Origin of the sequence: Pseudotabrizicola alkalilacus (assembly GCF_003443995.1) — a bacterium.
Lineage (GTDB): Bacteria > Pseudomonadota > Alphaproteobacteria > Rhodobacterales > Rhodobacteraceae > Pseudotabrizicola > Pseudotabrizicola alkalilacus.
The window spans coordinates 192,274-214,157 of sequence record NZ_QWEY01000005.1; the positions used below are offsets into that span (position 1 = coordinate 192,274).

Annotated in this window: 17 protein-coding genes; 9 read left to right on the forward strand and 8 right to left on the reverse strand. The window is 65.4% G+C overall.

The genetic code is table 11. The features are described from left to right. Positions 1-57 precede the first annotated feature (57 nt). The 3 genes from D1012_RS11200 to D1012_RS11210 are packed head-to-tail and all read left to right on the forward strand — an operon-like array spanning position 58 to position 1,545. A complete protein-coding gene (locus tag D1012_RS11200; RefSeq protein WP_118152163.1) occupies positions 58-657 on the forward strand; it encodes an RNA polymerase sigma factor in 600 nt (199 codons plus the stop codon). Next, entirely contained in the window at positions 641-1,015 is a 375-nt protein-coding gene (locus D1012_RS11205; RefSeq protein ID WP_147335679.1) for a dihydroorotate dehydrogenase, read from the forward strand. Before D1012_RS11200 ends, D1012_RS11205 begins: the two co-directional genes overlap by 17 nt. Then, positions 1,012-1,545, forward strand: a complete 534-nt coding sequence (locus D1012_RS11210; protein ID WP_118152167.1) for a periplasmic heavy metal sensor — start codon at positions 1,012-1,014, stop codon at positions 1,543-1,545. Before D1012_RS11205 ends, D1012_RS11210 begins: the two co-directional genes overlap by 4 nt. A 60-nt stretch (positions 1,546-1,605) precedes the next feature. Here the strand turns inward: D1012_RS11210 and D1012_RS11215 are convergent, their stop codons facing one another. Further along, the gene (locus D1012_RS11215) at positions 1,606-3,018 is read right to left on the reverse strand and encodes a diguanylate cyclase (RefSeq protein WP_118152169.1); all 1,413 of its coding nucleotides are present in this window, start codon (positions 3,016-3,018) and stop codon (positions 1,606-1,608) included. 138 nt (positions 3,019-3,156) lie between these two features. Between D1012_RS11215 and D1012_RS11220 the strand changes: the two genes are divergently transcribed. The 3 genes from D1012_RS11220 to D1012_RS11230 all read left to right on the forward strand — a co-directional run bounded on the left by D1012_RS11220 (position 3,157) and on the right by D1012_RS11230 (position 5,811). Further along, complete coding sequence (locus D1012_RS11220; protein WP_118152171.1) at positions 3,157-3,438, forward strand: DUF3572 domain-containing protein; 282 nt, start codon at positions 3,157-3,159, stop codon at positions 3,436-3,438. Positions 3,439-3,460: 22 nt separating this feature from the next. Beyond that, positions 3,461-4,153 (forward strand): HAD family hydrolase, encoded by a 693-nt coding sequence (locus D1012_RS11225; RefSeq protein WP_118152174.1) that lies wholly within the window; start codon positions 3,461-3,463, stop codon positions 4,151-4,153. Positions 4,154-4,254: 101 nt separating this feature from the next. Then, positions 4,255-5,811: a trimethylamine methyltransferase family protein gene (locus D1012_RS11230; RefSeq protein ID WP_118152176.1), complete on the forward strand. Its 1,557-nt coding sequence runs from the start codon at positions 4,255-4,257 to the stop codon at positions 5,809-5,811. A gap of 35 nt (positions 5,812-5,846) precedes the next feature. Here D1012_RS11230 and D1012_RS11235 read toward each other — a convergent pair whose 3' ends face one another. Further along, entirely contained in the window at positions 5,847-6,743 is an 897-nt protein-coding gene (locus D1012_RS11235; RefSeq protein WP_118152178.1) for a hydrogen peroxide-inducible genes activator, read from the reverse strand. A gap of 155 nt (positions 6,744-6,898) precedes the next feature. Here D1012_RS11235 and katG point away from each other — a divergent pair, with 155 nt between their 5' ends. Further along, on the forward strand, positions 6,899-9,070 hold the full coding sequence (gene katG / locus D1012_RS11240; protein ID WP_118152180.1) for a catalase/peroxidase HPI: 2,172 nt from the start codon (positions 6,899-6,901) through the stop codon (positions 9,068-9,070). Between the two features lie 122 nt (positions 9,071-9,192). Further along, positions 9,193-10,572, forward strand: a complete 1,380-nt coding sequence (locus D1012_RS11245) for a bifunctional enoyl-CoA hydratase/phosphate acetyltransferase (protein ID WP_118152182.1) — start codon at positions 9,193-9,195, stop codon at positions 10,570-10,572. 276 nt (positions 10,573-10,848) lie between these two features. Here D1012_RS11245 and D1012_RS11250 read toward each other — a convergent pair whose 3' ends face one another. The 3 genes from D1012_RS11250 to D1012_RS11260 form a co-directional block, all read right to left on the reverse strand. Then, positions 10,849-11,901 carry an aldose epimerase family protein gene (locus D1012_RS11250; protein ID WP_233517098.1) on the reverse strand — a complete coding sequence of 351 codons (1,053 nt, stop codon included), beginning with the start codon at positions 11,899-11,901 and terminating at the stop codon, positions 10,849-10,851. Between the two features lie 74 nt (positions 11,902-11,975). After that, the gene (locus D1012_RS11255; RefSeq protein ID WP_118152184.1) at positions 11,976-15,920 is read right to left on the reverse strand and encodes a non-ribosomal peptide synthetase; all 3,945 of its coding nucleotides are present in this window, start codon (positions 15,918-15,920) and stop codon (positions 11,976-11,978) included. Continuing rightward, positions 15,917-17,293: an oligosaccharide flippase family protein gene (locus D1012_RS11260; RefSeq protein ID WP_118152186.1), complete on the reverse strand. Its 1,377-nt coding sequence runs from the start codon at positions 17,291-17,293 to the stop codon at positions 15,917-15,919. The genes D1012_RS11255 and D1012_RS11260 overlap by 4 nt, the downstream gene beginning before the upstream one ends. Positions 17,294-17,495: 202 nt before the next feature. Between D1012_RS11260 and D1012_RS11265 the strand changes: the two genes are divergently transcribed. Further along, the gene (locus D1012_RS11265) at positions 17,496-18,875 is read left to right on the forward strand and encodes an NAD(P)/FAD-dependent oxidoreductase (RefSeq protein WP_118152188.1); all 1,380 of its coding nucleotides are present in this window, start codon (positions 17,496-17,498) and stop codon (positions 18,873-18,875) included. Between the two features lie 238 nt (positions 18,876-19,113). On the opposite strand, the gene D1012_RS22440 is transcribed toward D1012_RS11265, so the two are convergent. The 3 genes from D1012_RS22440 to D1012_RS11275 all read right to left on the reverse strand — a co-directional run bounded on the left by D1012_RS22440 (position 19,114) and on the right by D1012_RS11275 (position 21,865). Beyond that, a complete protein-coding gene (locus tag D1012_RS22440) occupies positions 19,114-19,677 on the reverse strand; it encodes a hypothetical protein (RefSeq protein WP_147335680.1) in 564 nt (187 codons plus the stop codon). A gap of 134 nt (positions 19,678-19,811) precedes the next feature. After that, the gene (locus D1012_RS11270; RefSeq protein ID WP_118152190.1) at positions 19,812-21,062 is read right to left on the reverse strand and encodes an ABC transporter permease; all 1,251 of its coding nucleotides are present in this window, start codon (positions 21,060-21,062) and stop codon (positions 19,812-19,814) included. Beyond that, a complete protein-coding gene (locus tag D1012_RS11275; protein ID WP_118152192.1) occupies positions 21,059-21,865 on the reverse strand; it encodes a taurine ABC transporter ATP-binding protein in 807 nt (268 codons plus the stop codon). The genes D1012_RS11270 and D1012_RS11275 overlap by 4 nt, the downstream gene beginning before the upstream one ends. Between the last annotated feature and the right edge of the window lie 19 nt (positions 21,866-21,884).

Here is a 21,884-nt window from a genome sequence, read left to right on the forward strand (position 1 = left end):
CCGCGCTTTTGCGCGGCCCTTCCGGCGGGGGGCGAAAGCCGATAAGCCAGAAACAGGATGGACATGCCACGCGACGATACCGCAGCCCCGCCTTCGGACGAGGCGCTTTTGGTTCTCTATGCGAATGGAGACCCCGAGGCCGCACGCGTTCTGACCCGGCGTCTGGCCCCGCGCGCCTTTGCCCATGCGCTGCGCATGTTGGCCGACCGGGCCGAGGCCGAGGATGTGGCACAAGAGGCGCTGTTGCGGCTGTGGCGGATCGCGCCCGACTGGCGGCAGGGCGAGGCGCAGGTCACGACCTGGCTTTACCGGGTGGTGGGCAATCTGGCGACCGACCGGCTGCGCGCCCGAAAGCGGCGTCGGGCCGAACCGCTGGACGATGCGGCCGAACCGGCCAGCGACCAGCCGGCCGTGGTGCAGGTGATGATCGAGGCCGACCGCATGGCCGCGTTGCAGGCGGCCCTTGCGGAATTGCCCGACCGTCAGCGGCAGGCGGTGGTGCTGCGCCATATCGAAGGCCTTGCCAACCCCGAGATTGCCACGATCATGGCGATCGGGGTCGAGGCGGTGGAAAGCCTGACCGCGCGGGGCAAACGCGCATTGGCCGCGCTGTTGGCGGGGCGGCGAAAGGATCTGGGATATGAAGACGCAGAGTGACATGACACCCGAGGCCAGGCTGGACGCGCTGCTGACACAGGCGCAGGCCGAACCGCCGCAGCCCGACGATGCCTTTATGGCGCGGGTGCTGGCTGATGCCCGTGCTCTTCAGCCCCGCCTGCCGGTTCGGGTGGCGCGTCCAGCACGGCGCGGGTTCTGGGCCAGACTGGCTGCCACCCTTGGCGGGGCCATCGCGGTGGCGGGTCTGGGCACCGCCGCCATGGCCGGGCTGGTGATCGGCTATGTCCAACCCGAACCGATGGTCAGTTTCGCCGGCAGTATCGGCTTTGGGGTCAGCGAAAGCCTTGACCTGCTGCCCGGCTTTGATGCGCTTTTGTCCGAGGATATCCTGCAATGACCGACCTGCCGTCCTCTTCCGCCAATACGCCGTCGGCCAAACCACCGGGCCGCGGGCTCAAGATCTTGCTGGCCGTGTCACTGGCGCTCAATCTTGCGGTGGTCGGCACAGTGGCGGGCATGGCGCTGCGCTTTCACGACGCCGACCGCCCACATCCGCCCACCGTGCGCGATCTGAGCTTTGGCCCCTTTACCGAAGCGCTGACCCGTGACCAGCGCCGCGCCATGCTGCGCGGCTTTGCCGAAAAAGGTCCGGGCCTGCGCGAGATGCGCGCCCAGATGCGGGGAGATTTCGATGCGGTGCTGACCGCCCTGCGCGCCACCCCGTTTGAGCCGCAGGCGTTTCGCAGCGCCGTCAGCACCCAGAGCAGCCGCATCGCCGCGCGGGCCGAGGCGGGGCGCGACGCGCTGGTGACGCTGGTGTTGCAGATGTCAGACGCCGACCGCGCCGCCTTTGTCGAGCGGCTGGAAAAACTGCTGGACCGCCGAGGTGAAAAAGACCCGCGCAAAGAGCGCAAGGCTGGCAACTGACGCGCGGCGCACTGATCACGTGCGCACCGCCGCGCAGACGACCCAATGGCCGCCCACCCCTCAGGCGGCGTTGCGCGCCAATGTCACCTGATTGCGCCCGGCGCGTTTCGACGCCAGCAAGGCCTGATCCGCCCGCCCGATCAGCACATCGACCAGATCCGGGTCACAGCTGCGCGATCCCACCGGCACCACTTCCGACAGCGCCAGCCCGATCGACACGGTGACGGTCAGCGCTTCGCCCCCGGCCAGCAGCACCGGGCGCTGTTCCACCTGATAGCACAACCGGCGCGCAACCGTCTGCGCCTCTTCCTGCGAGCTGTAGGGCAGGGCGATCAGAAACTCCTCGCCGCCAATGCGGGCCAGCAGATCCTCGGCCCGCAGATTTGCGCCCAGACGGTGGCTGACCTCTATCAGCACATCATCGCCGACCGCATGGCCGTAACGGTCATTCACCGATTTGAACCGGTCGATATCGGCCAGCATCACCGCCAGCGACCGCCCCTCTTTGGCCACGCGTTGCGCCATGACCGACAGGCGTGCGGCGGCATAGCGGCGGTTGAACAACCCGGTCAGCGGATCAATCATCGCCAGCCGCAACCCGTCCTGCACCTGCTCGCGCCGCAGATCAGCCCGGCGCTTGGCCCGCAGCACCGCCCGCAGCCGCAGCACGATTTCGGCAACCGGCATGTCAGCAGACAGAATCGCATTCGCCCCCAGATCAAAGCCCATCATCACCTCGGCCCGCAGTCTGCCCCCGGTCAGCAGGCAGATTCCGGCATGGCGGGTGGTGGTCCGGCTGCGCAGATCCGACAACAGCCGCAGCGCCTTGTCCCGCGCAGGACCGCCCGCTTTGGGGTCATCGGCGTCGATCACATAAATATCCGCCCCGCCACTGACCGCATCAGACTCGGCCAGCGCATTGCTGTGGCTGAGCACCGAAATCGTGTCGCGCATCAGTGGCGACAGCTCACGCCGCAGCTTCAGCGCCATTTCTGGCCGGTCGGTGACCAGAACCAGATGACCGGGCTGGCGGAACTCTGTCCCGGCTTCGGCAATGCCGAACAGGGCCGCATCATGGCCTTCGGTCAGATCGGTCAGATCCTGACGGCTGCGCAGCAGATTGCGCAACCGTGCCATCAGCAGATCATCGTCATAGGGTTTGACAAACACATCATCCGCCCCCGCCTCCAGCGCCAGCAGGCGGTCATCCAGTGCGGTCGAGGAGGAGACCACGATCACCGGAATATCCCGTGTCAGCGGGTCTTCGCGCAGGTGGCGCAGCACGTCGATGCCCGAAAGATCCGGCAGCATCAGATCCAGCAGGATCAGATCGGGAAGCTCTTTTCGGGCCATGCGCAACCCTTCGGCCCCGCCAGCGGCCACCAACGGGTGATACCGCGCCGCGCCAAGCTTTACCTTGAACACGATACGGTTGGTCGCGACGTCATCTATGATGAGAATTCTGCCGTCCATACCAATTTAACCCGAAAGAACCTTACGACGTTAACGATCCTACCATTTGGTTAAGGAATCCTTGCGGAAGCAATAACGGTTTTAATTCCTTTCGGGATAAATTGTCGCTAACTTGCCCGAAGTTTTGAGGATAACACGATGTCTCGGCAAGAATCCGCTGAAACCATGGCTTTGCAAGCCCTGACCTGGCTCGCGGGTCACGAAGAGTTGTTGCCGGTCTTCATGGGCTCGACCGGGCTTTCGCCCGAAGAACTGGCAGCCCGCGCGGCAGAGCCAGAGTTCCTGGGTTCGGTCCTCGACTTCCTTTTGATGGATGACGCATGGATCATCGCCTTTTGCGATGCCAACAGCCTGCGCTATGACGCGCCGATGCTGGCCCGCGCCGCCCTGCCGGGGGGCGATTCGCTGCATTGGACATGACGGTTTGCCACAAGGGGCCCAGATGATTGACGGCGTGATCTTTGACAAGGACGGCACATTGTTCGACTTCCGCCGCAGCTGGGGCGGTTGGGCGGAAACGCTGGTCCGCCGCATCGGCCGCGACGCGGCGCATGCACACGACATGGCCACTGCCATCGGCTATGATCTGGACACCGGCATGTTCCACCCCGACAGCCCGGTGATTGCCGCCACCGCGCAGGATATTGCCGCCGCTCTGGTGCCGCATCTGGCGGGGCAGACCGTGGCGCAGGTGGCGCATCAGATCAACACCGCCGCTGCACAGGCCGTCATGGTGCCCGCCGTGCCGCTGCGCCCCTTGCTGCAGGCGCTGCGCGACCGGGGATTGCAGATCGGCCTTGCCACCAATGACACCGAGGCACCGGCCCGCGCCCATCTGGCCGCGCATGATCTGACTGATTTGTTCGACTTCATCGCCGGGTACGATTCCGGCCATGGGGCCAAACCCGGCCCCGGCATGTGTCTGGCCTTTGCGCGGGCCACCGGGCTGGACCCGGCCCGCATTGCCATGGTCGGCGACAGCCTGCACGACCTGCATGCGGGGCGCGCGGCGGGCATGCTGTGCATCGCGGTGCTGACCGGGATCGCCACCAAAGCCGATCTTGCCCCCCATGCCGATGTCGTTTTGCCCGACATTGGCGGGCTCACCGGCTGGCTTGCCGAACGCGCCGCCTGAAAACGACACATTCACGTCGCCGGTGAAGAGCGCACCGGCAGCCGCTTTCGTTCATCCTGCCCCGACAGCCCCACGCAAAGGGGCAGCAGGGGGACTCCGTGATGGCTGATGTTCAGGACCGCAAGCGTCGCGCCGGGGGCAGGGCGGGCAATCAGGCCCGCGCGGGGTCTGCCGTGATCGACCAGATGCCCTGGCGCATCCCGGTCAACCCCGACCGCCCCACCGAACCACTGGATGCCGAGGGGGTGCAGCGCGTCCACCGCGCCGCCATGACCATCCTCTCCGACATCGGCATCGAATTCCTGAACCCCGAAGCGGTGGACATCCTCCGCCACGCGGGCTGCATTGTCAGCGGCACCAACATCCGCATGGACGAAGCCTTTGTGATGGAGATGCTGGCCGACGCGCCCGAGTCCTTTACCATCACACCGCGCAACCCGGCGCGTCAGGTGATCCTCGGCGGTCCGCACATGCTGTTCGGCAATGTCTCTTCGCCGCCCAATGCCTGGGATCTGGAGCGGGGCAAGCGGTCGGGCGATATGGCGACGTTCCGCGAATTCACCAAGCTGACCCAGTATTTCAACTGCATCCACCTGAACGGCGGCTATCCGGTGGAACCCGTCGATGTGCATGCCAGCGTGCGGCATCTGGATTGCCTGCACGACCAGCTGACCCTCACCGACAAGGTGGTGCACGCCTATTCGCTGGGGGCAGAGCGGGTCGAGGATGTGATGGAAATGGTCCGCATCGCGGCTGGCCTGACCCCGTCCGAATTTGACGCGACCCCGCGCATGTTCACCAATATCAACTCGGTCTCGCCGCTCAAACACGACTACCCGATGCTTGATGGCGCGATGCGCATGGCCCGGCGCGGCCAGCCGGTGGTGGTCACGCCCTTTACCCTTGCGGGCGCGATGGCCCCGGTCACCATGGCGGGCGCGGTGGCGCTGTCGCTGGCCGAAGCCCTCGCCGCCATTGCGCTCTTGCAATACATCAACCCCGGTTGCCCGGTGGCGATCGGCACCTTTACCTCCAACGTCGATATGAAATCCGGCGCGCCCGCCTTTGGCACGCCGGAATACATGCGCGCCACGCAAATGACCGGCCAGCTGGTACGCCATTACAAACTGCCGCTGCGCTCGTCCGGGGTCTGCGCCGCCAACGTGCCCGATGGCCAGTCGATGTGGGAAACCTCCAACAGCCTCTGGGCCGCCGTGCAGTCGCGCACCAATCTGGTGTACCACGCGGCGGGCTGGCTGGAGGGCGGGCTGATCGCGTCGCCCGAAAAATTCGTGATGGATTGCGAAGTGCTGCAGATGATCCAGCGCTATTTCGAACAGGCCACCTTTGCCAGCAGCGCCGAAGACCTCGCCCTCGACGCGATCCGCGAGGTGGGCGCGGGCGGCCATTACTTCGGTTGTCAGCACACCCAAGATCGCTATCAGACCGCGTTCTACGCCCCCTTTGTCAGCGACTGGCGCAATTATGAGGCCTGGGTCGCCGATGGCGCGGTCTGGACCCCGGAACGCGCCCACCGGATCTACAAACAGATCCTGGCCGAATTCGAGCCGCCCGCGATGGACGACACCGCCCGCGAAGAGCTGTCCCGCTTTGTCGCGCGGCGCAAGCAAGAGGGTGGTGCGCCGACCGATTTCTGATCTGCCACCTGCGGCGTCGGAACCGGGCAGTGCTGTCACCCTTGCGTGGTGCCGCTGGTGCGGATCAGATCGGCCATTTGCACCAGCTGGCTCGCCAGCGGGTTGGTCTTGCGCCAGACCAGACCGATGGTGCGCGACGGGCGCGGTTCGGGCAGCCGCGCGACCGAGACGGCGGCCGAGCGGGTCTCGACTGCGACCGCCATCTGCGGGATCAGGGTCACGCCAATACCCGCGCCGACCATCTGCACCAGCGTCGTGAGCGAGCTGCCCTCCATCAGATCGCGGGGCAGGGCGGAGCCGAGCTTGCAGAACGAAATCGCCTGTTCGCGAAAGCAGTGCCCCTCTTCCAGCAGCAACAGCCGCATCTCGCGCAGGGTTTCCGGGTTGGGCACCGGTTTGTCGGCATCGCTTTGCGGGCGGACAAGGATGAACTCCTCGTCAAACAGCGGGTATTCGGTCAGCCCCGGTTCTGACACCGGCAGCGCCACCAGCGCGGTGTCCAGCCGCCCCTCGGTCAGATCCTCGACCAGCCGCTGGGTGATCGCCTCACGCGGGCGCAGGTCAAGGTCGGGGTAGCGCACGGTCAGATCGCGCATGATGCGCGGCAAAAGATAGGGCGCGACAGTGGGGATCACCCCCAGCCGCAGCCGCCCGGTCAGCGGCCCGAACGAGGCCCGCGCCAGATCACCCAGTTCCTCCACCGCGTGCAATATCCCCCGCACCCGCAGCGCAAATTCCGCGCCCAAAGGCGTCAGACTGATCTGCCGCGCGCCGCGTTCAATCAGCGGCGCACCCAGGATTTCCTCCAGCTCTTTCATCTGGATCGACAATGCGGGCTGCGAGATCGCGCAGGCCTCGGCGGCGCGGCCAAAATGGGCGTGTTGCGCCAGAGCTTCGAAATACCGCAGGTGTTTCATCGACAATGCTTTCATAAGAAAAACATATAATGTTGATTAGAAAATGCAAATTCTAATTATCGACGCGTCATGTTAGAGAGATTCTAAGCAGCGATGGTTCTGCGGGCAGACGATTCGTCTGACCGAGCGGTGGACCGGCTGCGCCAGAGAGACAAAAGCGGAGAAGCGACATGGATGGAAACGATATCAAATCGGGTGGCAAATGCCCGGTGATGCACGGGTCTTTGACCACCACGGCGGCAACGGTGATGGATTGGTGGCCAAAGTCGCTCAACCTCGACATCCTGCACCAGCACGACACCAAGTCGAACCCGCTCAAGGGCTTTGACTACCGCGAAGCGGTCAAAACCCTCGACGTGCCCGCGCTGAAAGCCGATCTGCATGCGCTGATGACCGACTCTCAGGATTGGTGGCCGGCGGACTGGGGCCATTACGGTGGCCTGATGATCCGTCTGGCGTGGCATTCCGCTGGCACCTATCGTCTGGCCGATGGCCGGGGCGGCGGCGGCACCGGCACCATCCGCTTTGCACCGCTGAACTCGTGGCCCGACAACGCCAACCTCGACAAGGCGCGCCGTCTGCTGTGGCCGATCAAGAAGAAGTACGGCAACCAGATCAGCTGGGCCGATCTGATCATCCTGTCCGGCACCATCGCCTATGAGTCGATGGGCCTGAAAACCTATGGCTTCAGCTTTGGCCGCGAAGACGTGTGGCACCCGGAAAAAGACATCTACTGGGGCGCGGAAAAGGAATGGCTGGCACCGTCCGACACCCGCTATGACGATGTGCAAAACCCCGCCACCATGGAAAACCCACTCGCCGCCGTGCAGATGGGGCTGATCTATGTGAACCCCGAAGGCGTCAACGGCCAGCCAGACCCGGCACTGACCGCGCTGCATGTGCGCGAAACCTTTGCCCGCATGGCGATGGATGATGAGGAAACCGCAGCACTTACCGCAGGCGGCCACACCGTCGGCAAGACCCATGGCAACGGCGATGCCGGTGCCCTGCAAGCCGCCCCCGAAGGCGCCGACATCACCGAAGGCGGCCTTGGCTGGATGAACAACACCAGCCGCGGCGTCGGGCGCAACACCGTCACCAGCGGAATCGAGGGCGCGTGGACCACGCATCCGACCAAATGGGACAACGGCTATTTCGACCTGCTGTTCGGCTATGAATGGGAGCTGAAAAAGTCCCCCGCTGGTGCCAACCAGTGGATGCCGGTCAACATCCGCGAAGAAGACATGCCGGTTGATGTCGAAGATCCAAGCATCCGCGTGATGCCGATCATGACCGATGCCGATATGGCGATGAAGGTCGATCCGATCTACCGCGCGATCTGCGAACGCTTTGCCGGGGATCACGCCTATTTCTCCGACGTCTTCGCCCGCGCCTGGTTCAAGCTGACCCACCGCGATCTGGGGCCGCGCACCCGCTACATCGGGCCAGAGGCTCCGCAGGAAGATCTGATCTGGCAAGATCCGGTCCCGGCAGGCACCACCGGCTATGACGTGGCCGCCGTCAAGGCTGCCATCGCGGCCTCCGGCCTCTCGGTGTCCGACATGGTGACCACCGCCTGGGATTCGGCCCGCACCTATCGCGGCTCGGACATGCGCGGCGGCGCCAATGGTGCCCGCATCCGGCTTGCACCGCAAAAGGATTGGGAAGGCAACGAGCCTGCGCGCCTTGCCCATGTGCTCTCGGTGCTGGAGCCGATTGCCGCGGCTCATGGTGCAAGTCTGGCTGATGTGATCGTGCTGGCAGGCTCTTGTGGCGTGGAACAGGCGGCACACGCCGCAGGCTTTGACGTGACCGTGCCCTTTGCCCCCGGTCGTGGCGATGCGACGGCAGAGCAGACCGATGCCGCGTCCTTTGACGTGCTGGAACCGGTGGCCGATGGCTTCCGCAACTGGCAGAAAAAGGACTATGTGGTCAGCCCCGAAGAACTGATGCTCGACCGCGCCCAGCTGATGGGTCTGACGGCTGCGGAAATGACCTGCCTTGTCGGCGGCATGCGGGTGATCGGCACCAACCACGGCGGCACGGCACATGGCGTGTTCACCGACCGGGTGGGCGCGCTGACCACCGATTTCTTTGTCCACCTGACCGATATGGCGTGGAAATGGATCCCGGCGGGCAGCAACCTCTACCACATCACCGACCGGGCCACCGGCGCGGTGAAGTTCACCGCCACCCGCGCTGATCTGGTGTTTGGCTCCAACTCCATGCTGCGCGCCTATGCCGAGGTTTATGCGCAAGATGATAACGCCGAAAAATTCGTGCGCGATTTCGTCGCTGCATGGGTCAAGGTGATGAACGCCGACCGCTTCGATCTTGCCTGATCTGAAAACAGGCATCTGAGCCCTGGCCCCCCGCAGGCATTTGCTTGCGGGGGGCATTTTTCTTGCCGATGGCTGCAAGGACTGTCACGCAAATCCCCTATAGTCTTGGTAAGGAGTCCCCCATGCGTCTGGTCAACCGAACCTTTGACGACCTGCACCCCGGCGACACGGCACAATTGCGCCGTCTGATCACGCCGGATGATCTGTATGTGTTTGCCGCGTCATCGGGCAATTACAATCCGATGAACCTGCCCGACAGCGATTTTGACGGCGATGGCCGCCCGGAACAGATGGCGGCGGGCATGTTCATCGCCTCGCTGGTCTCGGCCGTGCTGGGCACCCATCTGCCGGGGGCGGGCACCCGGTTGCTGCAGCAGAGCCTGACCTTTCACGCCAGCGCCCATGCCGGGGATGACCTGCTGTGTCAGGTCACCGTGCTGGAAAAGCACCCCGATGGCACGGTCCGGCTCAGGACCGACGTCACCCGCCCCGCCGATGCCGCCCTGATCCTGAGCGGCGAGGCGATCGTGCAGGCGCCGCAGATCAGATTTGACCGCGACAACCTGCATATTCCCGGTCTGATCGTACAACGTCACCGCCATTTCGACGCGCTGATCGACCGCGCCCGCCCGCTGCCCGCGCTTCCCACCGCCGTTGTCTGCCCTGACGACCCCAATTCCCTTGGCGGCGCGTTGCTGGCGGCCGCGCAAAGCATCATCACCCCGATCCTGATCGGCCACGCCGATGCCATCCACGCCGCCGCCAAAGCCCTCGGCGCGGATCTGTCGGGGTTTGAAGTCATCGACGTGCCCGGCACCGATGTCGCCGCCGCCGCCATGGCCTGCCAGCTGGTGCATGAGGGCCGCGCGCTGGCGGTGATGAAGGGCCATCTGCATACCGATGATCTCTTGCGCCCGATGATCGACCGCGACCGGGGCCTGCGGGTGGGGCGCAAGTTCACCCATGTCTTCCTGATGGATGTGCCCGGCCTGCCGGAACCCGTGATGGTCACCGACGCCGCCATCAACATCGCGCCCGATCTGATGACCAAGGTGGATATCATCCAGAACGCCATCGACCTTGCCCTCGCGCTGGGGATCGAGCCGCGCGTCGGCGTGCTGTCGGCGGTGGAAACCATCAACCCCGCCATCCAGTCCTCGATCGACGCGGCGCTGCTTTCAAAAATGGCCGAACGCGGCCAGATCAAGGGCGGCATGGTCGAGGGGCCGCTGGCGATGGACAACGCGGTCGATATGGCCGCTGCCCGTACAAAGGGTTTGACCGGCGGTGTTGCGGGCCGTGCCAATATCCTCGTGGTGCCGGGGATCGACGCTGGCAACATGCTGGCCAAACAACTGGCCTATATCAGCCATGCCGAAGGCGCTGGGCTGGTGCTGGGGGCAAAGGTGCCGGTGATCCTCAACTCCCGCTCTGACAGTCCGATGGCGCGGCTGGCCTCCTGCGCGGTGGCGGCGCTGCACCATTTCGCGGCCAAGGCGTAGGGCAGGGGCGCCCCGCCCCCCCACCCTCTCCCTCCCCCACAAGGGGGGAGGGAAGTGCTGGCTGTGCCACCCTCCTGTGCTTTGCCAACCCGCGCCGCGCCTTCCCGACGCCAGCCGCCAGCGCCTCCCCTCCCCCTGGTGGGGAGGGGCCCGGGGGTGGGGGGCACCGGCCGGGTCTCCTCCCTTCCGTTGTCTTTCCCGACAACGGGGGAGGGAACCCCTGCCCGTTTCGCAAGACAGGGGCAGGTCGGGGGGCTCCCTGCTGGTCCCACCGCGTCAGGCAGGGGCGGGCGTAAAATCAAACGCCATCAGATGCCGATAGCGCTGCCCCGGCTCCAGCCTGGCCGGGGGAAACTGCGGCTGGTTCGGGCTGTCGGGAAAGCGTTGGGTTTCCAGCGTGAAGCCGGTAAAGGCGGCAATCGGTGCGCCGTCCTTGCCCGGCAAGCCGCCCGCAAGATGGGCCCCGGTGTAGAACTGCACCCCCGGTTCGGTGGTCCACAGCTCCATCCGCCGACCCGAAGCCGCATCCACCGCTTCGGCACAAAACCGCAGCGCCTCGCCCCATTTTGCCTCGAGCGGGCCGGTCAGGCACAGGTTGTGGTCAAACCCGTCCGGTGCGGGCAGATCCGCCCCGATCTCGCGCAAGGCGTTGAAGTCAAACGCCGTCCCTGCCACCGCCCGCACCTCGCCGGTCGGGATCAGCGCATCGTCCACCGGCGTATAATGCCGCGCCCCGATCCGAAGCTGCTGGCCCATCACCGACCCGGACCCCGCCATGGTGAAATAGCTGTGGTTCACCATGTTAACCACGGTCGGCGCATCGGTTTGCGCCTCCATCGCGATCCACAGCCGGTCTGCCTCATCCAGCCAGTAGCGCACCTGCAACGCCAGCCGCCCCGGATAGCCCATCTCGCCATCCTCGGACACCGCCACCAGCGTCACCGACCGCGCCGAAACCTCTGCAATCTCCCATATCTTGCGGTCAAACCCGGCCCGCCCGCCGTGCAGCGATTTTGCGCCCTCATTGCGGTCCACCTCTACCACATGCCCGTCGAGCACAAAGCGACCGCCCGCGATCCGGTTGGAAAACCGCCCGCAGGTGGCCCCCAGATAGGCCTTGGTCGCCGCATAGCCCGCCGCATCCCTATGCCCCAGCACGATATCGGCCAGCACGCCGTTGCGGTCCGGCACCCACAGCTCGGTCAGCCGCGCGCCATAGGTCGTCACCCGTGCCCGTGGGCCAGAGCCACCGCTCAGCGTCACCGCCTGAACCTCCACGCCGTCAACCCGTCCGAACGCTTCCACCGCCATCGCAACCTCCTCCGTCATCCGGCCCGCACCATGCGGCGCGGCCGGTCAAAGCGCAATCCTGTGCGGCTTGCCCTTCAGGTGTGGTCGGGTCGTCACCCCTCGGGCAGATTTTCCATCAGCGCCGACAGATGATGCGCCAGCACCGCCACATTCGGTGGCTGCAGGATCGACAGGTGATCGCCCGGCACGTCGATCACCTCAAACCCCGAGGCGGCAACGGCGGCCCAGCCCAGCCCGTCCTGCGCGCTTTCGGGGCTGTCGAACACGTTCTCTTCGGCGCGAAAGATCGTCAGCGGCCGGTGGATCGGGCGCACCTCATAGGCCTGCACCGCCAGCTCTGCCGCGACCATAAAGCTGTCAACCGTCATCGGGGCCGCTTCGCCCCGCCGCTTTTGCAGCCGCAAACGCAGCTTTTTGCTGCGGTACAGCACATCTGCCCAGCGGTTTGTCACGATCCCCGCCAGATGCGACGGCCCGCGCCGGACCAGCTGCCGCAGATGCACCCCGATCCGCGCCCGGCCCGACAGCCGCGACCGCCCGCCGGGGCCTGCACTGTCGAACATCGCGATCACCCGAACCTCGCGTCCGGCGCGGATCAGCTGCTGCGCCAGCTCATAGGCGACATAGCTGGCCAGTGACACCGCCGCCAGACTGATCGGTCCCTGCGGAAAATGCCGCTGAATTTCAGTCGCATAGGCGCGCGCCGTGTCCTGCACGCCAATCGGCGTATCCTGCGCCAGCAAGCCCACCGTCAGGCCAAACACCGGCTGATCCGGTCCCAAAGCCTCGGCCAGCGGGCGAAAGTGCTCCTCGTTGCGGCCCAGCACATGCACGCCGAACAAGGGCGGGCGGCTGCCCTTGGGCTGGATCGGCAGGATATAGCGCGGCCCCGATTGCGCCGCCGACAGCGCCCGCGCCAGAGCGCGCGGCGTCGGGCGGCGGTGCAGGTCTGCGACCCCCAGCCGGTGACCCAGTTCGGCCTCGATCCGGCCGATCAACTGCACCGCCAGCAGCGAATGGCCGCCAAGGTCGTGAAAATCATCCTCCGGCCCCACCCCATCCAGCCCCAGCGTCTGCGCCATCAGCGCCGCGATCTTTTGCGTGACCGGATCATCGGTTGTGGACATATCGGCAGAGGTCGCCACCTCGGGCACCGGCAGGGCGGCGATGTCGATCTTGCCGCCCGGCGTGCGCGGAAAACTGGCCACTGGCAGAATGGCAGGCAGCATATGCGCCGGCAGATGGTCCGCGACCGCCGCGCGCAAGCTCTGCGCTTCGGGCAGGGGCTGGCCATTTGCCGCCGCCACCCAGACCACCAGCCGCGCGCCCGGCGTGCCTGCCCCCAGAACATGCGCCAGCGCCCGGCCCACGCTCGGCTCACGCTCCAGCACCCGCTCGACATGGCGCAGGTCGATGCGAAAGCCGCGCAGCTTCACCTGCCGGTCGCGCCGCCCGAGAAAAGCCAGCGCCCCGTCCGGCCGCCAGCGCGCCATGTCGCCGGTGCGGTAAATCCGGCCCTCGCCATGAAAGCGGTCGGGGCGGAACGCCTCGGCGGTCTGGTCGGCGTGGCCGATATAGCCGTCGCTCACCGCAGGCCCGCCGATCCACAGCTCGCCCACTGCCCCGGTCGGGGCGAGCGAGCCATCAGGGGCCAGCACATAGGCGCGCGCATGCGCGGTCGGGCGGCCAATCGGAATATCCTCACCCGCCGTCAGCGGCCCCGGCTCGTGCAGGGTGCAGGTGATCGTGGTTTCGGTCGGGCCATAGCCGTTCAGCCAGCGCGGACGCGGCGCGATCCGCTGCCAGGTCGCCAGCGCGCGCGGGCTGATCTGCTCGCCCCCCACCACCACCAGCCGCACGGCTTGCGGCAGGTGCAACCCGTCGCGGGCCATCTCATCGACCAGCACATGCCAGAACGCGGTCGGCAGGTTCAGCACGGTGATGCCCTGCCGGGCGACCTCTTCCAGAAACAGCCCGACCGATCCTGCCATCGCCGCATCACGCAAGATCACCTTGGCCCCGGCCAGCAGGGTGGGGATGATTTCCTCGATCGACACGTCAAACGACAGGCTGGCAAATTGCAGCACCCGGTCGTCGGGGGTCAGCCCGAACCCTGCGATGATCGCACTGGCATGGGCCGACAGCGCCCGCATCGGCACCCGGACCCCCTTTGGCACCCCGGTCGAGCCCGAGGTGTAGATCACATAGGCCAGCCGGTCCGGGTCAGGTGGCAGCAGATCGGGCCGCCGTGCCGTTGTGGCCCCAGGCTCTGGTTCCGGCGTCATCAGGCGCACACCCGGCGGTACATCCTGACCGCATTGGGCCAGCATCAGCCCAGCCCCGCTGTCGCTCAGCATGTGGCGCAGCACCGGCTCGGGATAGCCGGGGTCCAGTGGCAGGAACGCCGCCCCCACCCGCAGCACCGCCAGCATGGCCACCACAAAATCCGGCCCGCGCGGCAGACAGATCGCCACGATCTGCCCCGGCCCGGCCCCCGCCTGCACCAGCCGCCCGCCAAGGGCGCCGATCCGCGCCTCCAGCATCGAGTAGTTCATCCGCTCGGGCCGGCCCACCATCTTCAGCGCGTCAGCCTCGGGCTGGTCGAACACCCGGTCGGAAAACCGCAGACTCACGCACGGGTCAACCTGAGGCAGCCGCTGCTTTGGCCGGGCCAGCGCCAGCAGCGCCGCCTCTTCCGGGCGCGGCAACATCGTCAGATGCGTCAGCGGCGTGGTGGTGCCCGCCTTTGCCAACGAGGCCAGCACCTCGGCCAGATGGCCCAGCATCGCCCGCGCCTTGGCCTCACTCACCGCTGCCGGATCATGTTCCAGCATCAGCAGCAGTTCCGCATCGCCGTAAGCCGCCAGCGTCAGCGGCAGCGCGCCTTCTTCGTGCAGCTCAACCCGGCGCGTTGCCCAGTCCGGCCCCAGCGCCCGCATGGTTTCATTCAGCGAGGCGTGCTCGAACATCACCATCGAATCGAACAGGGACTCGGTGCCGGGCAAACCGCACCAACGCCGGATATCGGTCAGCGCTGCATGTTCATGCGCCCGCAGGGCCAGCGAGTCCCGGCGCAATCCGCTCAGAAAGTCATCCGCCCCGCGTGGCGGGCTGATCTGCACCTTCATCGGCAGCGTGTTGATCAGACAGCCCACGGTGCGCTGGGTGCCCGGCACAATATGCCGCCCGGCGCGGGTGGTGCCAAACACTGCCGTTGCCCGCCCGGTCCAGCGCGCCACCACCATGCCCCAGCCCGCCTGAACCACAGTGGCCAGCGTCGTGCCCGCCGCCTCGGCCCGCAGGCCAAGTGCGGCGGTCAGCCGCGCATCCAACTGCCGCTCCATCTGGCGCTTGCGGGTCATGCCGCTGTCATTGGAATCATCGGCCAGCGGGTTGGGCTGGTCAAACCCGTTCAGATAGTCGCGGAAATACTCCTGCGCCGCTGCGCTGTCCTGTGCGGCCAGACCGCGCGCGTACTCCAGAAATCCGGCCTCGGGGGCAGGGGGCAGCGCCCCGCCCTTTAACGCCGCAAACACCTCTTCCAGCACAATCGCCATGCTGCGGCCATCGACCATGGCGTGATGCACGGTCCAGACCATGACCGATCGTTGCGGCCCCAGATGCGCCAGCATCACCCGCCAGGCCGGTGCCGACTCCAGATCGACGCCCTGTTCGCGGTCAGCCTCCAGAAACTGCGCCAGCATGCCCTCCCGCCTGCGCGGTGTCAGGGTCGACCAGTCCTCAACGGTCAGCGCCACCTCGATCCGGTCGCGCAGCACCTGCACCGGCGTCACCCGCTTGCGCCACAGGATCGACAGCCGCAACGCGGCATGCCGCGCCGCCACCAGCGCCCAGGCTGCGCGCAGATCGTCGGCATCGACGTGTTCTGCATCCAGATGCACCACGATCTGTTCCAGATTGACCCAAGGCCGCCCGGCAAGGGCGCTTTCATAGACCATCCCCAGTTGCAGCGGGGTCAGCGCGTGCTCGGCCGTGGCGGTGTCCTGTTGGGGGGCGGTCTGATTGTGCAGGGTCATGGCGTGCCCGCCCCGAACAAGGTCAGCAATTCGAAAATTGCGCTGCGGTCCAGCCCGACGGCAAGACTGGCAATCCCCAGCCCGAGGACGGCAAAGGTCAGATCGTGCACCCAGTCCCACGCCTTGTGTCGCCGCGCCAGCCAGATCAGGAACGGATAGACCGCAACTGCCGCCATGGCCTGCCCGACCAGCGCGCCCACCAGCCCCAGCCGTTCCGCCCCGACGATCAGCCCCGCCACCAGAAAGATCGCCCGCAGCGCGGTCAGCAGAAAGTAATTCCGGCTGTCCCCCGCCGCCAGCGCCGACTGGTCATAGGTCATGCCGATCACCGAAGGGATCTGGATCACCGCAATCAGCACCAGAATGGCCCCCGCCGCCGAATAGCGTGGATCATACAGCAGATCGACAATCCACTCGCCGCCAAAGGCCATCACCGCCAGCAGCGCGAAAATCGCCCCCGACAGCGCAAAGCGCATCTGCCGCAGCTTGGCAAAGTTCTCGACCGAGGCCCCCGGCGGCCGCTCCCGGTACAGCGGAATCAGGATGCGCCCGCCAATGGTCTGGCCCAGCAGCATCGGAAACGACGCCAGAAAAAACCCGATGTTATACAGCCCCAGCTGCTCCAGCGTCAGATATTTGCCCAAAATCGCCTTGTCGCCCTGCGCCACCAGAAAGCCGCAGGCGGTGGACAGGAACAGCCAGAACCCAAAGTGCATCAGATCGCGCGCCGCCGCAGGCTCCCATCCCAGCCGGCTTTTCGGGCCGGGCAGGGCCCAGGTCACCAGCGCCAGCCGGGTGCCCGACGACACGATCCACCCCGCCACCAGCGCCCAGACCGATTGTGTGGCCCACGCCAGCCCCACCATCGACACCACACCCACAACCTGCGACGCCAGATCCAGCGCCGTCAGCCGCCCCAGCCGCAGATGCCGCGCTGCCGTATCCACCCGTGTCGGCTCCAGCCCGTGCAGCAGCAGCGAAAACCCCGCCACCGGCAACAGCCAGGCCAGCTCCGGCTGGCCGTAAAACAGCGCCGCCGGATACGCAATCGCCGCCGAGGCCAGCCACAGCACCGCCCCGCGCGTGACCTGAATGCTGAAGGCGGTGTTCAGAAACGCGACGTCATCGCCGCGCTTGTGCTGCAAGATCGCCGGATGGGTGCCCATGTCGGAAAACATCGTCAGCCCGACGATGAACACCGACACCAGCGCCATCAGACCAAACGCCTCGGGGAACAGCAGCCGCGTCAAAATCAGGTTCGACGCCAGCCGCAACGCCTGACTGGCGCCATAGCCCAGCGCGGTCCAGGCCGAACTGCGCATCACGCGGGCCACAAGCCCGTCGCCGCGCAACCGTGTGATGACCGGGCTCATCGCTTGGCAAACCTTTGATCAAAATCTCTGGCGGCGGCCCGCCCCCCGGCAACCACACTCAATGGCGTTAACCTGCCCCAAAGCCGCCCTCCGGTTCAAGCCCCTGATTTGGCAACGGTCTGGTTCGCCCCATGCAATCCCGCCCCGAAGCCGCCCGTTCGCCTCTCTTGCGCGGGCACGCAGGGCAGGGCAGGCTGCCGCCATGACCCAGACCCCAACCACAGGCGGCCCCTCGTTCTGGTGGCAGCAGACCGGCCTGCCGCCCCGGCGCGCAGCGCTTGCCGGTGACACCACGGCACAGATCTGCATCATCGGCGCGGGCTACACCGGCCTGTGGACCGCGCTCTCGCTCAAATCCGCCAGACCCGAGCTCGACATCCTGATGGTGGAGGCCGAATGGGCCGGGTTCGGCGCCTCGGGACGCAACGGCGGCTGGCTCACCGGCGGTTTTGCCTGGTCGCACGCCCGCTACGCCGCCACCAGCAGCGAAGCCGCCGTGCGCGCCATGGTCGCTGCGATGAACGGCACCGTGGCCGAGATCATCAGCCAATGCGCAAGCCTTGGCATCGACGCCGAAATCACCCCGACCGACGAGCTCCTGATCGCCACCAACCCCGCGCAATGGCAGCGCCTGCAGGCCGAGTACCAGCACCGCAGCGCATGGGGCGAGGGGGACCGCCTGCGCCTGCTGAGCGCCGCAGACACCGCACAGCGCATCACGATGCCCGGAACGCAAGGTGCTTTGGAAATCAGCGGCGTGGCCCGCATCCAGCCCGCCAAACTCGCCGCCGGTCTTGCCCGCGCCGCCGAGCGCATGGGCATCCGCATGGCCGAGGGCACCCGCGTCACCGCCATCGCCCCCGGTCTGGTCACCACCGACAGGGGCCGGGTCCGCGCTGAAACCATCCTGCGCTGTACCGAAGGCTTCACCGCCGCACTCCCCGGCCACCGGCGCGAGCTGTTGCCGCTCAACTCCGCCCAGATCATCACCGAACCGCTTTCGCCCGGAACATGGGCAAAGATCGGCTGGCAAGGTCATGAGATCATAGGCGATTTCGCCCACAGCTATTGCTATTGCCAGCGCACCCCCGATGGCCGCATCGCCTTTGGCGGGCGCGGCACGCCCTATCGCTACGGCTCCGGCCTCGACACCAACGGCCACCCCGACCCCGCCACCATCGCCCAACTCACCACCCGCCTGCACAGCCTGTTCCCCGCCACAAGCACCGCCCGGATCGAGCACGCGTGGTGCGGCACCCTTGGCGTGCCGCGCGACTGGTGCGCCGGGGTGGCGTTCGATCCCGCCACCCGCATCGGCCACGCGGGCGGCTATGTCGGCGTCGGCGTCGCCACCGCCAACCTCGCCGGGCGCACCCTCGCCGCCCTGACCCTCGGCACCGACGACCCGCTCACCCGCCTGCCATGGGTCAACCGCATCCCGCGCACATGGGAACCCGAACCCCTCCGCTGGCTCGGCCTGCACGGCACCTATGCGGCCTACGCATTGGCGGATCGGGCAGAGGCGCGCGGAGGGCCACCCTCGCGGCTGGCGGAGTGGGTGAACCGGGCGGTGGGGCGGTGAGGGGGCAGGACGCGAAGAGCCTAATCTAATCGGTGCTGCTTGGCACGACGGTCCGCTATCTAGAGCGAGCTGAAAAACCTTCAGCAACCACTTAAGTTTTTGAATGGGGCTGATTGTGTCTGTGCCCAAAAGAGAACTTTTGGGTGGCTTTGTTTGGTCGTCGCTCGGGTTTACTCGTGTTCGAGAAATTAATTTCAAAGAACGCAGACGTATCTTCGCAGAATCTTGGTGTCGAAGCTTAAATTCGGTCCAATTGTTCGACATCATTTCGCCAAGTTTTTAGATAAGGCAGGACTGATTGCAGCCTTATTTCGTCTGCTCTGTCGACAAGTTTGGCCAAAACGATGGAGCAGATGTAGTCATGCCCAAACCTACCAAAATTTTTCAGATGCTTAACGCTACTTTTTGATTTCCGGTCTTCAGGCCATGAAATATTGACACGGTTCATCCCATCAGAGTCTGCAGTGTCAATCGCGACGGCCCCTTTCCACCATTCAGCGTCATGTTTCCAACAGTTTGCAGCAGACCAAACGAGCGATGCAAAGGAAATATCCCCGGATAATTTGGGCCCTAATTCAAGTGCCTTCATTTGCTCAACATTAAGAAAACATAACGTCTCTGTCATGTACTTTTGCACAGCAACAAAGCCAGCACCCATGAAGTACTCACTAGAGTCATAATAGCCGTCCCCCTCGGGATCATTCGATTCAGAAATTTTTTCGGATATAGCCGCGATCTCTGCATCAAGAATTTCCAAATGCCGCTGTAAATGAGAAATAAAAATATCATTGTTTTCTGTCACGATAAATTCCTAAGCTGGTGGTGTGGAGCCGCAGGCGGGGGCGGAGCCCCCACTTCTTAAAAATCTGTTAAGTCCACAGGGTCAACCCTTTGAATTAAAACAACTCCCCCTGTTGTAACACAGGGGGAAGCCATCTACCCGCGCCCCTTCCAAGGCACCAGTCGCTTCTCAGCCATCCGCATCAGAATGTCGATGCCATAGCCGATGATCCCGATCAGGATGATCCCCATCACGACAATATCGGTCAGCTGGAATTTCGAGGCCGCGATGATCATCATCCCCGCTCCCTTCTGTGCCGCCACCAGCTCGGCCGCGACCACCGTGCCCCAGCACACCCCCATCGCCACGCGAGCGCCCGTAAAGATATCGGGCAGCGAGTTGGGGATGATCACATGCCGCAAAATCTGCGCCTTGCTGGCCCCCAAAGAATAGGCCGCGTGGATCTTTGACAGCTTTACGCCAGAGACGCCCGACCGCGCCGCGATGGTCATGATCCAGAGCGCGGCGAGGAACAGCAGCACCACCTTGCCGGTTTCCCAGATCCCGAACCAGATGATCACCAGCGGGATCAGCGCCAGTGGCGGCACGGGCCGCATGAACTCAACAATCGGGTCGAACCAGCCACGGAACCAGCCCGACAACCCCATCGCATAGCCCAGCGGGATGCCGACGATGGACCCCAGCACAAACCCCGCCATCACCCGCGCCAGCGACGCGCCCAGATGGCCCCAGAGCGAGGTGTTCTGATAGCCGTTGGTCGCGATTTCCACAAAGCGCGCCACCACCGCCTCGGGTGCGGGCAGCCAGATCGGCTCCATCTGCCAGCCCTTTGCGGCCTGAAAATTCAGCGCGCCGCGCGGGGTCAGCGTGACCGTGCCACCGGTCACCTCGACGCGGTCATCGACCGCAATCGGCTGTCCGTTGATCGCGACCACCACCGCGCCCTCCCCGTCATTCTCGACGGGCCGCAGCAGCACCGAGCGCCAGGCCTGCACCACCGCCGCATCGCCCTTGGCAAAACCGCTGCCCTCCGGCACCTCCGGTGTGACAGGGGCCACCCCAGCCTCATGTACCATGACCCGCACCTCGGCCTCGGCCTCAGCGCCCTCGGGCGCGCGGGCCGTATAGGTAAAGCCAGCCTCGCCCACGAACGGCCCCGGCACATGGAGCGGCACGATGCTGGACCCGGTGAAGGCCCCCCAGATCAGGAACACCGACAGGATCGAGATCACGCTGGCCACCCGGTCAGGCTGGATCGCGGACTCGTCGCCAAAGGTCACGGTTTTCAGCGAGGTGAAATCATGCCGGCCGCGATGCGCCTTGATCCGGCCCCAGACCAGCATCGAGACCACAAAGATCGCGACGTAGAACACCAGAACCATCATGCGGCACCCTCTTTCTTGCCCATGATTTCCTCTTCCATGCCCCAGATCATCGACAGGATTTCTTCGCGCGTTTCCGCGAAACCCTCAGATTTCTTGACTTCGCGCAGGTCCATGTTCACCCCGCGCTCGGCAAAGGGAAGGTTATATTCGCGAAAGATCCGGCCCGGTCGCGGGGCCATCACCAGCAGACGCTCGCCCAGCAAGAGCGCCTCTTCCACCGAATGGGTGATCAGGACCACGGTTTTGCCGGTTTCCTTCCACAGTTTCAGGACCAGACCTTGCATCTTTTCACGCGTCAGCGCGTCCAGCGCGCCCAAGGGTTCATCCATCAGGATCACGTCGGGGTCATTCGCCAGACAGCGGGCGAGGGCCACGCGCTGCTGCATGCCGCCCGACAGCTCGTAGACCGCCTTTTCCCCGAAATCATGCAGACCCACGGTTTCCAGCAGATGGTCGGTGATGCGGTCGCGCTCTGCCTTTGCCATGCCCTTCATCCTTGGGCCAAAGTCGATGTTGTGGCGCACGTTCATCCATTCGAACAGGGCGCCTTGCTGAAACACCATGCCGCGTTCGGGGCTGGGGCCCACCACCCGTTTGCCGCCCAGCACGATCTGCCCCTCGGTCGGGGCCAGAAAGCCGGCAAGGATGTTCAAAAGCGTGGTCTTGCCGCAGCCCGAGGGCCCCAGCACCGAGAGAAGCTCGCCCTGTTTCAGCTCCAGTGAGACGTTTTGCAAAGCCTGCACCGCCGCGCCGTTCGGCAGGTCAAAGCGCATCGAGATGTTGTCGATGATCAGTCCGGACATAGCCCCTCCGGTCATGTGA

Excerpts from the sequence above, each read along its gene's own strand:
- D1012_RS11205 (WP_147335679.1), top strand. The coding sequence starts at position 641 with ATGAAGACGCAGAGTGACATGACACCCGAGGCCAGGCTGGACGCGCTG.
- D1012_RS11225 (WP_118152174.1), top strand. The coding sequence starts at position 3,461 with ATGATTGACGGCGTGATCTTTGACAAGGACGGCACATTGTTCGACTTC.
- D1012_RS11260 (WP_118152186.1), bottom strand. The coding sequence starts at position 17,293 with ATGAGCCCGGTCATCACACGGTTGCGCGGCGACGGGCTTGTGGCCCGC.
- D1012_RS11255 (WP_118152184.1), bottom strand. The coding sequence starts at position 15,920 with ATGACCCTGCACAATCAGACCGCCCCCCAACAGGACACCGCCACGGCC.
- D1012_RS11210 (WP_118152167.1), top strand. The coding sequence starts at position 1,012 with ATGACCGACCTGCCGTCCTCTTCCGCCAATACGCCGTCGGCCAAACCA.
- D1012_RS11275 (WP_118152192.1), bottom strand. The coding sequence starts at position 21,865 with ATGTCCGGACTGATCATCGACAACATCTCGATGCGCTTTGACCTGCCG.
- D1012_RS11265 (WP_118152188.1), top strand. The coding sequence starts at position 17,496 with ATGACCCAGACCCCAACCACAGGCGGCCCCTCGTTCTGGTGGCAGCAG.
- D1012_RS11215 (WP_118152169.1), bottom strand. The coding sequence starts at position 3,018 with ATGGACGGCAGAATTCTCATCATAGATGACGTCGCGACCAACCGTATC.
- D1012_RS11220 (WP_118152171.1), top strand. The coding sequence starts at position 3,157 with ATGTCTCGGCAAGAATCCGCTGAAACCATGGCTTTGCAAGCCCTGACC.
- D1012_RS11230 (WP_118152176.1), top strand. The coding sequence starts at position 4,255 with ATGGCTGATGTTCAGGACCGCAAGCGTCGCGCCGGGGGCAGGGCGGGC.
- D1012_RS11270 (WP_118152190.1), bottom strand. The coding sequence starts at position 21,062 with ATGATGGTTCTGGTGTTCTACGTCGCGATCTTTGTGGTCTCGATGCTG.
- D1012_RS11235 (WP_118152178.1), bottom strand. The coding sequence starts at position 6,743 with ATGAAAGCATTGTCGATGAAACACCTGCGGTATTTCGAAGCTCTGGCG.
- D1012_RS11200 (WP_118152163.1), top strand. The coding sequence starts at position 58 with ATGGACATGCCACGCGACGATACCGCAGCCCCGCCTTCGGACGAGGCG.
- katG (WP_118152180.1), top strand. The coding sequence starts at position 6,899 with ATGGATGGAAACGATATCAAATCGGGTGGCAAATGCCCGGTGATGCAC.
- D1012_RS11250 (WP_233517098.1), bottom strand. The coding sequence starts at position 11,901 with ATGACGGAGGAGGTTGCGATGGCGGTGGAAGCGTTCGGACGGGTTGAC.
- D1012_RS11245 (WP_118152182.1), top strand. The coding sequence starts at position 9,193 with ATGCGTCTGGTCAACCGAACCTTTGACGACCTGCACCCCGGCGACACG.